The 14,712-nt window shown below is 73.2% G+C and carries 11 protein-coding genes; 10 read left to right on the forward strand and 1 reads right to left on the reverse strand.

From position 1 onward, the window contains the following. The first annotated feature begins 10 nt into the window (after positions 1 to 10). The 10 genes from ACIGEZ_RS17970 (at position 11) to ACIGEZ_RS18015 (ending at position 13,184) form a co-directional block, all read left to right on the forward strand. A complete protein-coding gene (locus ACIGEZ_RS17970) occupies positions 11 to 1,015 on the forward strand; it encodes a sugar phosphate isomerase/epimerase family protein (RefSeq protein WP_399832008.1) in 1,005 nt (334 codons plus the stop codon). 222 nt (positions 1,016 to 1,237) lie between these two features. After that, the gene (locus tag ACIGEZ_RS17975; RefSeq protein ID WP_399832010.1) at positions 1,238 to 4,921 is read left to right on the forward strand and encodes a ThuA domain-containing protein; all 3,684 of its coding nucleotides are present in this window, start codon (positions 1,238 to 1,240) and stop codon (positions 4,919 to 4,921) included. Positions 4,922 to 4,996: 75 nt separating this feature from the next. Continuing rightward, complete coding sequence (locus ACIGEZ_RS17980) at positions 4,997 to 6,118, forward strand: inositol-3-phosphate synthase (protein WP_399832012.1); 1,122 nt, start codon at positions 4,997 to 4,999, stop codon at positions 6,116 to 6,118. 77 nt (positions 6,119 to 6,195) lie between these two features. After that, on the forward strand, positions 6,196 to 7,131 hold the full coding sequence (locus tag ACIGEZ_RS17985) for an SCO3242 family prenyltransferase (RefSeq protein WP_399832157.1): 936 nt from the start codon (positions 6,196 to 6,198) through the stop codon (positions 7,129 to 7,131). Next, positions 7,128 to 8,045 (forward strand): sugar phosphate isomerase/epimerase family protein, encoded by a 918-nt coding sequence (locus ACIGEZ_RS17990; RefSeq protein ID WP_399832014.1) that lies wholly within the window; start codon positions 7,128 to 7,130, stop codon positions 8,043 to 8,045. The genes ACIGEZ_RS17985 and ACIGEZ_RS17990 overlap by 4 nt, the downstream gene beginning before the upstream one ends. Beyond that, positions 8,039 to 8,596 carry an EboA domain-containing protein gene (locus ACIGEZ_RS17995; RefSeq protein WP_399832016.1) on the forward strand — a complete coding sequence of 186 codons (558 nt, stop codon included), beginning with the start codon at positions 8,039 to 8,041 and terminating at the stop codon, positions 8,594 to 8,596. Before ACIGEZ_RS17990 ends, ACIGEZ_RS17995 begins: the two co-directional genes overlap by 7 nt. Continuing rightward, complete coding sequence (locus tag ACIGEZ_RS18000; protein WP_399832019.1) at positions 8,596 to 9,447, forward strand: TatD family hydrolase; 852 nt, start codon at positions 8,596 to 8,598, stop codon at positions 9,445 to 9,447. The genes ACIGEZ_RS17995 and ACIGEZ_RS18000 overlap by 1 nt, the downstream gene beginning before the upstream one ends. A 12-nt stretch (positions 9,448 to 9,459) precedes the next feature. Further along, positions 9,460 to 10,629, forward strand: coding sequence for a metabolite traffic protein EboE (gene eboE, locus ACIGEZ_RS18005; RefSeq protein WP_399832021.1), 1,170 nt, complete (start codon positions 9,460 to 9,462; stop codon positions 10,627 to 10,629). Further along, a complete protein-coding gene (locus ACIGEZ_RS18010; protein WP_399832023.1) occupies positions 10,626 to 12,002 on the forward strand; it encodes a nucleotide pyrophosphatase/phosphodiesterase family protein in 1,377 nt (458 codons plus the stop codon). The genes eboE and ACIGEZ_RS18010 overlap by 4 nt, the downstream gene beginning before the upstream one ends. 69 nt (positions 12,003 to 12,071) lie before the next feature. After that, positions 12,072 to 13,184 carry a sugar phosphate isomerase/epimerase family protein gene (locus ACIGEZ_RS18015; RefSeq protein WP_399832025.1) on the forward strand — a complete coding sequence of 371 codons (1,113 nt, stop codon included), beginning with the start codon at positions 12,072 to 12,074 and terminating at the stop codon, positions 13,182 to 13,184. Here the strand turns inward: ACIGEZ_RS18015 and ACIGEZ_RS18020 are convergent. After that, positions 13,181 to 14,521: a DUF2254 domain-containing protein gene (locus tag ACIGEZ_RS18020; RefSeq protein WP_399832027.1), complete on the reverse strand. Its 1,341-nt coding sequence runs from the start codon at positions 14,519 to 14,521 to the stop codon at positions 13,181 to 13,183. The two genes, ACIGEZ_RS18015 and ACIGEZ_RS18020, sit on opposite strands and share 4 nt — an antisense overlap. Positions 14,522 to 14,712: the final 191 nt, after the last annotated feature.

Raw genomic sequence — 14,712 nt, forward strand, 5'->3', positions numbered from 1 at the left:
AGGAGACCCCGTGCCCCGACCCTTCACCCTCTTCACCGGCCAGTGGGCGGACCTCCCCCTGGAGGAGGTCTGCCGGCTCGCCCGCGACTTCGGTTACGACGGTCTCGAACTCGCCTGCTGGGGCGACCACTTCGAGGTCGACAAGGCGCTCGCCGACCCGGCGTACGTGAAGGGCAGGCGGGAACTGCTCGACGCGTACGGGCTGAAGTGCTGGGCGATCTCCCACCACCTGGTCGGCCAGGCCGTCTGCGACCATCCGATCGACGAGCGCCACCAGGCGATCGTGCCGGCCCGCATCTGGGGCGACGGCGACGCCGAGGGCGTACGGCGGCGGGCGGCCCGCGAACTGGCCGACACCGCGCGGGCGGCCGCCGCCCTCGGGGTCGACACCGTCGTCGGCTTCACCGGCTCGTCGATCTGGCACCTGGTGGCGATGTTCCCACCGGTGCCGGCGCGCATGATCGAGCGCGGCTTCGAGGACTTCGCCGAGCGCTGGAACCCGATCCTCGACGTCTTCGACGCCGAAGGCGTGCGCTTCGCGCACGAGGTCCATCCCGGCGAGATCGCCTACGACTACTGGACCACCGAGCGGGCCCTGGAGGCGGTCGGCCGCCGTCCGGCCTTCGGGCTGAACTTCGACCCCAGCCATTTCGTGTGGCAGGACCTGGACCCGGTCGGCTTCCTGTGGGACTTCCGGGACCGGATCTACCACGTGGACTGCAAGGAGGCCCGCAAGCGCCTCGACGGCCGCAACGGGCGGCTCGGATCGCATCTGCCCTGGGGCGACCCGCGGCGCGGCTGGGACTTCGTCTCCGCCGGGCACGGGGACGTGCCGTGGGAGGACGTGTTCCGCATGCTGCGCTCGATCGGCTACGGCGGCCCGATCTCGGTGGAGTGGGAGGACGCCGGCATGGACCGGCTCACCGGCGCTCCGGAAGCGCTCGCCCACCTCAGGCGCTTCGACTTCGACCCCCCGGCGGCCTCCTTCGACGCCGCCTTCGGCAGCGCCGACTGACGCCCATCCCGCGGCGTTCGCGGGGGTGTCCAAGCCCCGCGAGGGGCTTTGTCCTCTCGCGGTGGAAAGTTCGACGGGATCGTGCGCAAGGGGTTCCCGCTCTGGACGAACCTCGCTACGGTTCTTGATGTGTACATGACATAATTGGCCCATTCGACCAGCGTGACGGCGCACGCCGGTCCCCGGACATCCGCACACCCGGCCCTACTCCGGAGGACATCCGTGCACAGACAACGCCCCCGAGCCAGGAAGCTGCTCGCCCTGCTCACGGTCGGACTGCTCGCCCTCGGCGCCCCCCAGGGCTTCGCGGCCGAGCCGGACACCGCCGCCGGCGCCGCCGCCGAGGACTTCCAGCAGATCACCCTCGCCAAGGGAGCCGCCGAGGTCGGCGAGCCCATGTCCCTGGCCGTGCTCCCCGACCGCAGCGTCCTGCACACCTCACGCAACGGCGAGCTGCGCCGCACCGACGCCGCCGGCAACACCACCGTCGTCGGCCGGATCCCCGTCTACACCCACGACGAAGAGGGCCTCCAAGGCATCGGCCTCGACCCGGACTTCGCCCGCAACCGGGCGGTCTACCTCTATTACGCCCCGCCGCTCACCACCCCGGCCGGCGACGCCCCCAACGAGGGCACCGCCGCCGACTTCGCCAGGTTCGACGGCGTCAACCGGCTCTCCCGCTTCACCCTCGACGCCGACTTCACCCTCGACAACGCCAGCGAGAAGAAGGTCATCGACATCCCCGCCACCCGCGGGATCTGCTGCCACGTCGGCGGCGACATCGACTTCGACGCGCAGGGCAACCTCTACCTGTCGACCGGCGACGACTCCAACCCCTTCGCCTCCGACGGCTTCACCCCCATCGACGAACGCCCAGGCCGCAACCCCGCCTACGACGCCCGCCGCACCTCCGGCAACACCAACGACCTGCGCGGCAAGATCCTGCGGATCAAGGTCGCCGAGGACGGCTCGTACACCGTCCCCGCCGGCAACCTCTTCGCACCCGGCACGGACAGGACCCGGCCCGAGATCTACGCCATGGGCTTCCGCAACCCCTTCCGCTTCAGCGTCGACAAGACCACCGGCGTCGTGTACGTCGGCGACTACGGCCCCGACGCCGGCGCGGCCGACCCCCGGCGCGGCCCCGCGGGCCAGGTCGAGTTCGCCCGCGTCACCAAGCCCGGCAACTTCGGCTGGCCCTTCTGCACCGGCGCGAACGACCCGTACGTCGACTACGACTTCGCGACCGGGACCTCCGGCGCCACCTTCGACTGCGCGGCGCCCAGGAACGACTCCCCGTACAACACCGGACTCGTCGACCTGCCGCCCGCCGAGGCCGCCTGGATCCCGTACGACGGAGGCTCCGTACCCGAGTTCGGCACCGGCTCCGAATCCCCCATGGGCGGCCCCGTCTACCGCTACGACGCCGCCAGCACCTCGCCCGTCAAGTTCCCCGAGTCCTACGACGGCGACTTCTTCGCGGGCGAGTTCGGCCGCCGCTGGGTCAAGCGCATCGACCAGGAAGCCGACGGCACCGTACGGTCCATCGACCCGGTCCCCTGGACCGGCACCCAGGTGATGGACATGGCCTTCGGGCCCGACGGCGCGCTGTACGTCCTCGACTACGGCACCGCCTGGTTCGGCGGCGACGACAACTCCGGCCTCTACCGCATCGAGAACGCCACCGGCGGCCGCTCGCCCGCCGCGGAGGCGAGCAGCAGCAAGACCTCCGGCAAGGCGCCGCTGAAGGTCGCCTTCTCCTCCGCCGGCACCACCGACGCCGACGGCGACGCCCTCACCTACAGCTGGGACTTCGGCGACGGCGGCACCTCCACCGCCGCCAACCCGACCCACACGTACCGCAAGAACGGCACCTACACCGCGACCGTCACCGCCGAGGACCCGACCGGGCGCACCGGATCCGCCTCCGTCCACGTGGTCGTCGGCAACACCGCACCCAAGGTGACCCTCGAACTCCCGGCCGACGGAGCGCTGTTCAGCTTCGGTGACGAGGTGCCGTTCAAGGTCACCGTCAGCGACCCCGAGGACGGCGCCACCGGCCCGATCGACTGCGCCAAGGTCAAGGTCACCTACGTCCTCGGCCACGACAGCCACGGCCACCCCGTCACCACCGCCACCGGCTGCACCGGCACCATCAAGACCGACGCCGACGGCGGACACGACGACGACGCCAACATCTTCGCCGTGTTCAACGCCGAGTACACCGACGGCGGAGGCGGCGGCCAGGCCGCCCTCACCGGCCGCGACCAGGCCAAGCTCCAGCCCCGTCACCGCCAGGCCGAGCACTTCGACACCTCGTCAGGGATCGCCGTCATCGACAAGGCCCCCGCGAACGGCGGCCGCACCGTCGGCGACGTCCACGACGGCGACTGGATCTCCTTCACGCCGTACATCCTCACCGGCGCCACCAAGCTGACCGCCCGCGTCTCCTCCGGCGGCGCCGGAGGCTTCCTGGAGGTCCGCACCGGATCGCCCACCGGCACCCTCCTCGGCTCCGCGCCCGTCCCCGTCACCGGCGGCTGGGAGACCTTCCAGGACGTCGACGTGCCCCTGCGCAACGCCCCGCGCCGTACCACCTCTCTCTTCCTCGTCTTCAAGGGCGGCGCCGGCGCCCTCTACGACGTCGACGACTTCACCCTCTCCGACCGGCCCGCCGACCGCACCGCCAAACGCGTCCTGGTCTTCTCCCGCACGGCCGGATTCCGCCACGACTCCATCCCGGCCGGCATCACCGCCCTCAAGGAACTCGGCGCGACCGGCGGCATCACCGTCGACGCCACCGAGGAACCACGCCAGTTCACCACCAGCAACCTCGCCCGCTACGACGCCGTCGTCTTCCTCTCCACCACCGGCGACGTCCTCGACGCCGACCAGCAGGCTGCCTTCGAGCACTACGTGGCCACCGGCGGCGGCTACATGGGCGTCCACGCAGCCGCCGACACCGAGTACGACTGGGGCTTCTACGGCGGTCTCGTCGGCGCCTACTTCCAGTCCCACCCGCAGATCCAGCCCGCCACCGTCCGCGTCGAGGACCACACCCACCCGGCCACCGCCCACCTGGACGGCGCCTGGCAGCGCACCGACGAGTGGTACAACTACCGCACCAACCCGCGCGGCCAGGCCCGCGTCCTCGCCACCCTCGACGAGACCACCTACCAGGGCGGCACCATGAAGGGCGACCACCCCATCGCCTGGTGCCAGTCCTACGGCGGCGGCCGCTCCTTCTACACCGGCGGCGGCCACACCAAGGAGTCCTACGCCGACGTCGCCTTCCGGCAGCACCTGCTCGGCGGCCTGCGCTACGCCACCGGCCAGGTCAAGGCCGACTGCCGCCCCCAGACCGGCTACCGCTCCCTGTTCAACGGCGAGACCGGCGAAGGCTGGAAGCAGGCGGGGCCCGGCGGCTTCGAGGTCAACGGCGGCGAACTGCGCTCGACCGGCGGCATGGGCCTGCTCTGGTACCAGGCCAAGGAGTTCCGCTCGTACTCCCTCACCCTGGACTGGAAGACCGCCGGTGACGACAACTCCGGCATCTTCGTCGGCTTCCCCGCCTCCGACGACCCCTGGTCGGCCGTGAACAACGGCTACGAGATCCAGATCGACGCCACCGACGCCCCCGACCGCACCACCGGTGCCGTCTACGGCTTCAAGTCCGCCGACCTCAAGGCCCGCGACCGGGTCCTGCGGCCGCCCGGGCAGTGGAACAGCTACGAGATCAAGGTCCAGGGCGAACGGCTCCAGGTCCTCCTCAACGGCGTGAAGATCAACGACTTCACCAACACCGACCCGGCCCGCAGCCTGGCGGGCGGTCACCTCGGCATCCAGAACCACGGAGCCGACGACCAGGTCTCCTTCCGCAACATCCGGATCAAGGAACTCCCCTGAGCCGACGGCGGGCGGGGCGGCGCCGTACCCCCCGCCCGCCGTCACCCATTCCCTCTTCCCCCGAAGGAGGCAGTCGTGGCCGTCGACACCGCACCGCGCACCGGAGTCTGGCTCGTCGGAGCGAGAGGCTCGGTCGCCACCACGGCCGTCGCCGGCTGCGCCGCGGTCACCGCGGGACTGCACCCGCCGACCGGCATGGTGACGGAGACCCCGCCGTTCGCCGGAGCCGGGCTCGTGCCGCTCGCCTCTCTGGTCTTCGGCGGCCACGACACCGCCGACTGCCCGCTCCCCAAACGCGCCGAAGCGCTGACCGTCGCCGGGGTCCTCCCGCCCGGCCTCGCCCCGGCCATCGCCGCCGAACTGGAGGCCGCCGACGCCGCCATCCGGCCCGGCGGGCCCCTGCCCGGCGACACCCGCGGCGAGGCCGAACTGATCGCCGCCTTCGCCGCCGACCTGACGGACTTCCGGATTGGACTGGACCTGGACCGGGTGGTGGTCGTCAATGTTGCCTCCACGGAGCCGGCGTCGGGGGGCGCCGGGCTCCCACCGAGCTCGCTGTACGCGGCCGCCGCGCTGCGCGCAGGCTGCCCGTACGTCAACTTCACCCCGTCGACCGGGCTGCGCCACCCGGACCTCGCGGACGCGGTCGCGGCGAGCGGACTGCCGTACGCGGGGCAGGACGGCAAGACCGGCCAGACCCTGCTCCGCTCCGTGCTCGCCCCGATGTTCCTCCAGCGCGCCCTGACGGTACGGGCCTGGTCCGGCACCAACCTGCTCGGCGGCGGCGACGGCGCCGCGCTCGCCGACCCGGCCGCCGCGGCCGCCAAGAACGCCGGCAAGGAACGCGTCCTCACCGACACCCTCGGCCCCGGCGTCCAGGGACAGGTCCACATCGACGACGTCCCGGCCCTCGGCGAGTGGAAGACCGCCTGGGACCACATCGCCTTCGACGGCTTCCTCGGCTCCCGGATGGTCCTCCAGACCACCTGGCAGGGCTGCGACTCCGCCCTCGCCGCCCCCCTCGTCCTCGACCTCGCCCGCCTCACGGCCCACGCCCACGCCCGCGGCCTCACCGGCCCCTTGGAAGACCTCGCCTTCTACTTCAAGGACCCGGACGGCACCCCACGGCCCGGCCTCGCCGACCAGTACGCCCGCCTTGTGACCTTCGCGGCGCGACCGGGGGAGGAGGGACGGTGAGCCCGCGAGCGAGCGCCTCGGCCGGCGGCGCCGGGGCCGCGCGACAGCGGTGGACCGTGGGGCCACGCGCCAGGTCCATGGCCGCCGCCGGCGCCGAGCTGCTGCGAGGGCCGGTGGGGCCGCACGCGAGGGCATCGGCCGGGGCCTGGGCCGAGTTGCTGCGGGTGTCGGCGCTGGCCACCGTGCCGGGCGACGCGCTCGCCGGGGCCGCCGCCCTCGGGTCCCGGCCGAACCGGGGGACGCTCCTCGCCCTCGGCTCCTCCCTCTGCCTGTACGAGGCGGGCATGGCTCTCAACGACTGGGCCGACCGCGCGCAGGACGCCGTCGAACGCCCGCACCGCCCCCTCCCCTCGGGCCGCGTCCGCCCCGCCACCGCCCTCGCCGCCTCCGCCGCCCTGACCGCCGCCGGCCTCGCCCTCGCCGCCCGCGCGGGCCGCCCGCCCCTGGCCGTGGCCACCGCCCTCGCGGCCACGGTCTGGTCCTACGACCTCCACCTCAAACACACCCCGCTCGCCCCCGCCACCATGGCCGCGGCCCGCACCCTCGACCACCTCCTGGGCGCGCAGGCCACCGCGGCGCGACGGGCCGACCCCGCCGGGACGCGGCCACTACCCCGCATCCTGGCCCCCGCACTGCTCCTCGGCGCCCACACCTACGCCGTCACCGCCGTCTCGCGCCACGAGACCCAGGGAGGCGCGACCGCGCCACCGGCCGCCGCGCTCGCCGCCACCCTCGCCGTGGCCACGGCCGCGGCACGACCCACTCCCGCGGCCTCCCTCCTCACCCCCACCCTCGCCCTGGCCTACGCCCGCACCCCCGCCGCCGCCCTCCTGCACGCCACCCTCAACCCCTCACCGCCCCTCACCCAACGCGCCGTCGGCGGCGGCATCCGCGCGCTGATCCCCCTCCAGGCCACCCTCGCCGCCCGCGCCGGCGCCCCCGGCACCGCACTCGCCGTCCTCGCCCTCGCCCCGCTCGCCCGCGCCCTCGCCCGGAAGGTGAGCCCCACATGACCGGCACACCCGGCCGCCGCGCACGCCCCCGCCTCGGCTACGGCACCAACGGCCTCACCGACCTCCGGCTCGACGACGCCCTCGCCCTCCTCGCCGACCTCGGCTACGACGGCGTGGGACTCACCCTCGACCACATGCACCTCGACCCCCTCGCCCCCGACCTGGCCGCGCGCACCGCCCACGTCGCCCGGCGGCTCGCCGCGCTCGGGCTCACCGCCACCGTCGAGACCGGCGCCCGCTACGTCCTCGACCCACGACGCAAACACGGCCCCTCCCTCCTCGCCCCGGACCCCGAGGCCCGCGCCGCCCGTACCCGGCTCCTGCACACCGCTCTGCGCGTCGCCGAGGACCTCGGCGCCCACGCCGTCCACTGCTTCAGCGGCACCACGCCCGAAGGCACCGCCACCACGACCGCCTGGAAGCGCCTGACGGACACGCTCGGCCCCGTCCTGGAGGCCGCGGCAACCGCCCGCATCCCGCTCGCCGTCGAACCCGAACCCGGACACCTCCTCGCCACCCTCGACGACTTCCACCGGCTGCGCGGACTCCTCGGCGACCCGGACCCCGCCGTGCTCGGCCTCACCCTCGACCTCGGCCACTGCCAGTGCCTCGAACCGCTGCCCCCGGCCGACTGCCTCCGGGCCGCCGCCCCCTGGCTGCACCACGTCCAGATCGAGGACATGCGCCGCGGCATCCACGAGCACCTCCCCCTCGGCGACGGCGAGATCGACTTCCCGCCCCTCCTGGCCGCCCTCGCCGACCTGACGGCCGCCGGCTACCCCGGCCTCACGGTCGTCGAACTGCCCCGCCACTCCCACGCAGGCCCCGAACTGGCCCGGAAGTCCCTCGCCTTCCTCCGCACAACCGCCCCGGAAAGACCCCGCCACCGCTCCCGGGAGGCCCCGGCATGCTGACCGATCCCGCCCGCGCCTGGCTCGACAGCGCCCTCGCCGTCGCCTCCGCCCGCAGCCCCGGCTGGGAGTCGCACTTCGCCGCCGCCGGCCGCCACTGCGGCCAGGAGCATGCCGACAGCGCCCGCCTGCGCCTCCTGACCGCGGCCCGCGCCGACCTCGCCACGCTCACCAGGCTCTACGGGCACGGCACCTCCGCCGAACGCCGTGCCGTCCTCCTGGCCCTGCCCTCCCTCGTCACCGGACCCGAGGCCCTGCCGCTCGTCGAGGACGCCCTGCGCACCCACGACACCACTCTCCTCGCCGCCGCCCTCGGCCCCTACGCGGCCACCCACCTCCCCCCGCACCTGTGGCGCCACGCGGTCCTCAAATGCCTCTTCACCGCCGTCCCCGTCGACTCCGTCGCCGGGCTCGCCCGCCGTGCCGCAGGCGACACCGAACTCGCCCGGATGCTCCGCGACTACGCCGCCGAACGCACCGCCGCCGGCCGCGCAGTCCCCGCCGACCTCGACCGCGTCCTCGCCCTGGCCGCCGCCCCCACCGAGGAGTCCTGATGCGCATCTTCGACCCGCACATCCACATGACCTCGCGCACCACGGACGACTACCGCGCCATGCGCGCGGCCGGGATCCGCGCCGTCGTCGAACCCTCCTTCTGGCTCGGCCAGCCCCGCACCTCTCCCGCCTCCTTCCTCGACTACTTCGACTCGCTCCTCGGCTGGGAGCCCTTCCGCGCAGCCCAGTACGGCATCGCCCACCACTGCACCCTCGCCCTCAACCCCAAGGAGGCCAACGACCCCCGCTGCACGCCCGTCCTCGACCACCTGCCCCGCTACCTCGACAAGGACGGCGTCGTCGCCGTCGGCGAGATCGGCTACGACTCCATGACCCCCGCCGAGGACCACGCCCTCGCCGCCCAGCTCCAGCTCGCCGCCGACCACGGGCTGCCCGCCCTCGTGCACACCCCGCACCGCGACAAGCTCGCCGGACTGCGCCGCACCCTCGACGTGATCGAGGAGTCCGCCCTCGACCCCGGCCGGATCCTCCTCGACCACCTCAACGAGGCCACCGTCAAGGAGGCCGCCGTGAGCGGCGCCTGGCTCGGCTTCTCCGTCTATCCGGACACCAAGATGGACGAGGCCCGCATGGTCGCCCTCCTCAAGGAACACGGTCTCGAGCGCGTACTGGTCAACTCCGCCGCGGACTGGGGCCACAGCGACCCCCTGAAGACCCGCCGGGTCGCCGACGCCATGCTCGCCGGCGGCTTCACCGAGGACGATGTCGACCGCGTCCTGTGGCGCAACCCCGTCGCCTTCTACGGCCCCGGCAGCCGCCTCCGGCTCGACGTCCCCGCTGCCGAGGACGGTCTCCACGAGGGCAACTCCATCCGGCGTGGCGGGGAATGAGAGGAGCCGGCCATGCGCTTCCGCCACCCCGACGGCTCCACCGTCCACCTCGCCTACTGCACCAACGTCCACCCCGCCGAGACCCTCGACGGCGTCCTCGCCCAACTCCGCGACCACTGCGAACCCGTCCGCCGCCGCCTCGGCCGCGACCGCCTCGGCATCGGCCTCTGGCTCGCCCGCGACGCCGCCCGCTCCCTGGTCGCCGACCCGGCCGCCCTGCGCACCCTGCGTGCCGAACTCGACCGCCGGGGCCTCGAGGTCGTCACCCTCAACGGCTTCCCGTACGAAGGCTTCGGCGCCGACGAGGTCAAATACCGCGTCTACCAACCGGACTGGACCCGACCCGAACGCCTCGCCCACACCACCGACCTGGCCCGGCTGCTCGCCTCCCTCCTCCCCGACGACGTCACCGAAGGCACCGTCTCCACCCTCCCGATCGCCTGGCGCACCCCCTTCGACACCCGCGCCGCCGACACCACCCGCACCGCGCTCCGCACCCTCGCCGAACGCCTCGACGCCCTCGAAGAGCTCACCGGACGCTCCGTGCGCATCGGGCTCGAACCGGAACCCGGCTGCACGGTCGAGACCGTCGCCGACGCGATCGCCCCCCTCACCGCCGTCGCGAGCCCCCGCATCGGCGTCTGCCTCGACACCTGCCACCTCGCCACCTCCTTCGAAGACCCGCACACCGCCCTCGCCCGTCTCACCGCCGCCGGCATCCGCATCCCCAAGGCCCAGCTCTCCGCCGCCCTGCACGCCGAACACCCGCACCTCCCCGAGGTACGCGAGGCACTCGCCGCCTTCGCCGAGCCCCGCTTCCTCCACCAGACCCGCACCCTCACCGCCACCGGGCCACGCGGCACCGACGACCTCCCCGAGGCCCTCGCCGGGAACGCCCTGCCCGACTCCAGTCCGTGGCGCGCCCACTTCCACGTCCCCCTGCACGCCCCGCCGGCGCCCCCGCTCACCTCCACCCTCCCCGTCCTGAAGGACGCGCTCGCCCTGCTCGTCGGCGGCCCCCACCCCCGCACCCGCCACCTGGAGGTCGAGACCTACACCTGGCAGGCCCTCCCGCCCGACCGCCGCCCCCGCACCCGAGGCCGGCTCGCCGACGGCATCGCCGCCGAACTCACCCTCGCCCGCGATCTGCTGACCGACCTCGGCCTCAAGGAACTCCCATGACGCCCACACCCCTCCTCGTCCTCGACGTCGTCGGTCTCACCCCCCGGCTGCTGCCCCACATGCCCCGCCTGAAGGCCCTCGCCCGCGACGGCTCCCAGGCCGCCCTCTCCACCGTCCTGCCGGCCGTCACCTGCACCGCCCAGTCCACCTTCCTCACCGGCACCCTCCCTTCCGGACACGGCATCGTCGGCAACGGCTGGTACTTCCGCGAACTGGGCGACGTCCTCCTGTGGCGCCAGCACAACGGCCTCGTCCACGGCGACCGCCTCTGGGACGCCGCCCGCCGCGCCCACCCCGGCTACACCGTCGCCAACATCTGCTGGTGGTACGCCATGGGCGCCGACACCGACATCACCGTCACACCCCGCCCCGTCTACTACGCCGACGGCCGCAAGGAACCCGACTGCTACACCCGGCCCCCCGCCCTCCACGACGAACTCACCGACACCCTCGGCACCTTCCCCCTCTTCCACTTCTGGGGCCCGGGCGCCGACCTCGTCTCCAGCCGGTGGATCATCGACGCCACCCGCCACATCCTGCGCACCCGCCGCCCCGACCTCGCCCTGACCTACGTCCCCCATCTCGACTACGACCTCCAGCGCTTCGGCCCCGACGACCCGCGCTCCCACCGCGCCGCCGCCGAACTCGACGCCGCCCTCGCCCCGCTCCTCGCCGACGCCCGCGCCGAGGGCCGCACCGTCGTCGCCCTCTCCGAGTACGGCATCACCCGCGCCGACCGCCCCGTCGACATCAACCGCGCCCTGCGCCGCGCCGGACTCCTGGAGGTCCACACCCAGGACGGCATGGAATACCTGGACCCGATGGCCTCACGCGCCTTCGCCGTCGCCGACCACCAGATCGCCCATGTCTACGTCCGCCGCCCCGCCGACCTCGAAGCGACCCGCGCCGCCCTCGCCGGCCTCCCCGGGCTCGACACGCTCCTCGACGACGCCGGCAAGAAGGAGCACGGCCTCGACCATCCGCGCTCCGGCGAACTCGTCGCCCTCGCCGCGCCCGACGCCTGGTTCACGTACTACTACTGGCTCGACGACACCAAGGCCCCCGACTTCGCCCGGCTCGTCGAGATCCACCGCAAGCCCGGCTACGACCCCGCCGAACTCCTCCTGGACCCGCTCGACCCGTACGTACGCATCAGGGCGGCCACGGCGATCGCCCGCAAGAAGCTCGGCATGCGCTACCGGCTCGCGGTCGTGCCCCTCGATCCCTCACCTATTCGCGGCAGCCATGGCGGCATCCCCACGAGCGAAGACGACGGTCCGCTCATTCTCTGCTCCACCCCCCGCGCCGTAAGCGGCCGCGTCGCGGCCACCGATGTGAAGTCCCTGCTGCTCGGACTGGCCGGTCTGAACTGACGGATCGACCGGCCGGCCGACTGGATTCCAGTGAAGCAGACATCACCGACAACGAGGAGTTATCCACAGATGAGCCGCACCCGCCGCACCCGCCGAGCCGCCGCAGACCCCGAACTCACCCACCGCCTCAGCAGACGCAACATGCTCGGCGTCACCGCAGGCGCCACCGCCGCCGCCCTCCTCGGCGCCACGGCCACCCCCGCCCAGGCGACCCCCACCCCGACCCCCACCCCGATCGCCGGCCCGGCCCCCGCGCCCACCCCCACCGCACAGGGCCACGGCCACGGTCACGGCCACGGACGCCCCGTCCTGCCGCCCGGCCGCCTCGGCATCCAGCTCTACTCCCTGCGCGACAAGGTCTCCACCCTCGGCTTCGCCGCCGTCTTCACCGAACTCCGCAAGTACGGCTACGACGAGGTCGAGTTCGCCGGCTACACGCAGGGATCGGCAGGCCCTCTCACCCTCGCCCAGCTCAGGCGCCTCACCGCCGACCACGGCCTGCGCGGCATCGGCAGCCATGTCGGCTACTACGCCGACGACCCCACCGCGTACACCTTCGCCCAGAACCTCGACCGCGTCCTCGACGACGCCGCAGCCCTCGGTCTCCCGCACATCGGCACCGCCTCCGGCCCCTGGCGCTACGGCCCCACCGTCGACGGCTGGAAGCGCTGCGCCGAGGAGTTCAACCGCTTCGGCGCCGCCGCCAGGAAGCGCGGCATGAAGTTCTACCAGCACAACCACTCCGAGGAGTTCTCCTTCGCCGCCGACCGCCCCGACGTCCGCCTCTACGACGTCCTGCTCGCCGAGACCGACCCCGAACTCGTCCACCTGGAGATGGACGTCTTCTGGGCCTACGTCGGCCAGTACCGCTACTCACGGCGCCCCGACGGCACCCCCGCCCCCTTCGACCCGCTCGACTACGTCCTCGCCCAGCCCCACCGCTACCCGCTCTTCCACGTCAAGGACGGCGAACGCGACGACTCCGCCGCCCCCTACGGCTACCGCATGACCGACGTCGGCGACGGCGACATCGACTACCGGCGCTTCATCTCCGCCGTGAACCGCACCCACCACGGCCGCCCCGGACACCACTGGCAGGCCGAACACGACAACCCCGCCGACTCCCTCTCCTTCGCCCGCAGGTCCAGCGCCCACCTCCACTCCCTGAGGGAGAAGCGCTAACCGATCCCCTGACGGTCCGGCTCCAGGGCGAAGGCCCGGTCCGCGGCCTCCGGCACCGTGCGCTCCACCAGCTGCGTCAGGAGCGTGCGGTGCCGCAGCAGCGGCTCCCTGCGCTCCGGCGGCACCAGCGAAAGGAGGTCGTCGAGCCCCGCCAGCATCCGCCGTGACACCTGCGGGTTGCCCGCCGCGCAGCCCCGGATCTCGGCGAACCCCAGATCCACCAGATCCGTCCACCCCGGCAGGTCCTGCACCAGCCGCACCGCCCCGCGGCCGTCCCGCCCCTCCCCGTACGCCACCGCCCCCAGCGGCCGGACCGCGAGCGCCGCCAGGAACTGGGTGATCCGGTCCAGACACTGCACGGCCGTCGTCGGATCGTTGACCGCGGGGGACAGCGCCCGCAGCGCGATGTCCGCGAGCTGCCGCAGCCCGAACCCCAGGTCCTGGTGGAAGGTCCGCTCCGCCCCCACCGACACCGCCGTCGCCAGCCGCTTCGGCACCGGCCCGCCGTGCACGGCCAGGATCGGCGTCCCCGGCACCACGAAGTCCCCGATCCGCGGCAGCAGCCGCAGCACCACCCCCTGCCGCCGCGCCGCCCGCACCAGGAGCGCCACGTTCACGTCCCGCAGCAACCCGCCCCGCCCCCGGTGCACCACATACCCGGTCACCGGCCCGGGGTCGCCGCCATCGGCCTCGTACCCCGGCATTTTCGCGAGCACCCCGAACGACTCCCGCGTGATCCGGTCGACCACGTGCCCCACCCGCATCAGCCGCAGTGTCGAGTTCACGTACGCCACGAAGAGCAGCAGGCTGAGCCCCACCATGAGCAGTGTGAAGATCGACTGCAGCAGCGGCACGGTCGAGACGAGCCGCGGATCCGCCTCGCTGTCGTACGAGGTGAGTACGAGCAGCGACAGCAGGAACGTGGCGAGGAAGACGGCGAAGGCCGCCTTGGTGATCCGGCTCCTGACGAAGATCCGCACCACCCGCGGGCTGAACTGCCCGCTCGCCATCTGCACCGCGACCAGCGAGATCGAGAAGACGACACCGATGAAGGTCATCATCGCCGAGCTGATCGTCGTCACGACCGTCTTCGCGTCCTCGGCGATCGCGGCCAGATCGCCGACCGCGTCGTACGCGCCCTCCTCCTGCAGCGCCCGGACGATCGCCGTGTCCAGCTCCACGCACCCCCACCACAGCAGGAACACGAGGACCATGGCCGCAACCGGCGCGAACCAGAAGGTGTCCCGCAGATGCTCCCGGAGCGGCGACAGCATCCGCGGCCTGCGATAGGGCGAGGCAGGAGGCGAGGGCGGGGGCGGGGCGGAAAAGTGGCTCATCCGGCGCAGGCTAGGCCGCCTCTACCACGCGTACACGCACGAACACACCCTGTACGCCCTGCGGGTCACCCGGGAGTGGATCAACGACAAAACGGCCCCGTCCCCCCACTGACCACGGAAAACGCTGGTGAAAGGCACCTCAAACCCCTGGTAGAGTTATCCATGTCGCCGCGGGGAACACCGCAGAGCGG

The organism is Streptomyces sp. NPDC085481, assembly GCF_044541845.1.
In the GTDB taxonomy this organism is placed as follows: Bacteria; Actinomycetota; Actinomycetes; order Streptomycetales; family Streptomycetaceae; genus Streptomyces.

What these genes read in the sequence shown, in the direction of transcription:
- ACIGEZ_RS18020 (WP_399832027.1), bottom strand. Translation starts at nt 14,521, where the DNA reads ATGAGCCACTTTTCCGCCCCGCCCCCGCCCTCGCCTCCTGCCTCGCCC.
- eboE (WP_399832021.1), top strand. Translation starts at nt 9,460, where the DNA reads ATGCGCTTCCGCCACCCCGACGGCTCCACCGTCCACCTCGCCTACTGC.
- ACIGEZ_RS17990 (WP_399832014.1), top strand. Translation starts at nt 7,128, where the DNA reads ATGACCGGCACACCCGGCCGCCGCGCACGCCCCCGCCTCGGCTACGGC.
- ACIGEZ_RS18015 (WP_399832025.1), top strand. Translation starts at nt 12,072, where the DNA reads ATGAGCCGCACCCGCCGCACCCGCCGAGCCGCCGCAGACCCCGAACTC.
- ACIGEZ_RS17985 (WP_399832157.1), top strand. Translation starts at nt 6,196, where the DNA reads ATGGCCGCCGCCGGCGCCGAGCTGCTGCGAGGGCCGGTGGGGCCGCAC.
- ACIGEZ_RS17995 (WP_399832016.1), top strand. Translation starts at nt 8,039, where the DNA reads ATGCTGACCGATCCCGCCCGCGCCTGGCTCGACAGCGCCCTCGCCGTC.
- ACIGEZ_RS18000 (WP_399832019.1), top strand. Translation starts at nt 8,596, where the DNA reads ATGCGCATCTTCGACCCGCACATCCACATGACCTCGCGCACCACGGAC.
- ACIGEZ_RS18010 (WP_399832023.1), top strand. Translation starts at nt 10,626, where the DNA reads ATGACGCCCACACCCCTCCTCGTCCTCGACGTCGTCGGTCTCACCCCC.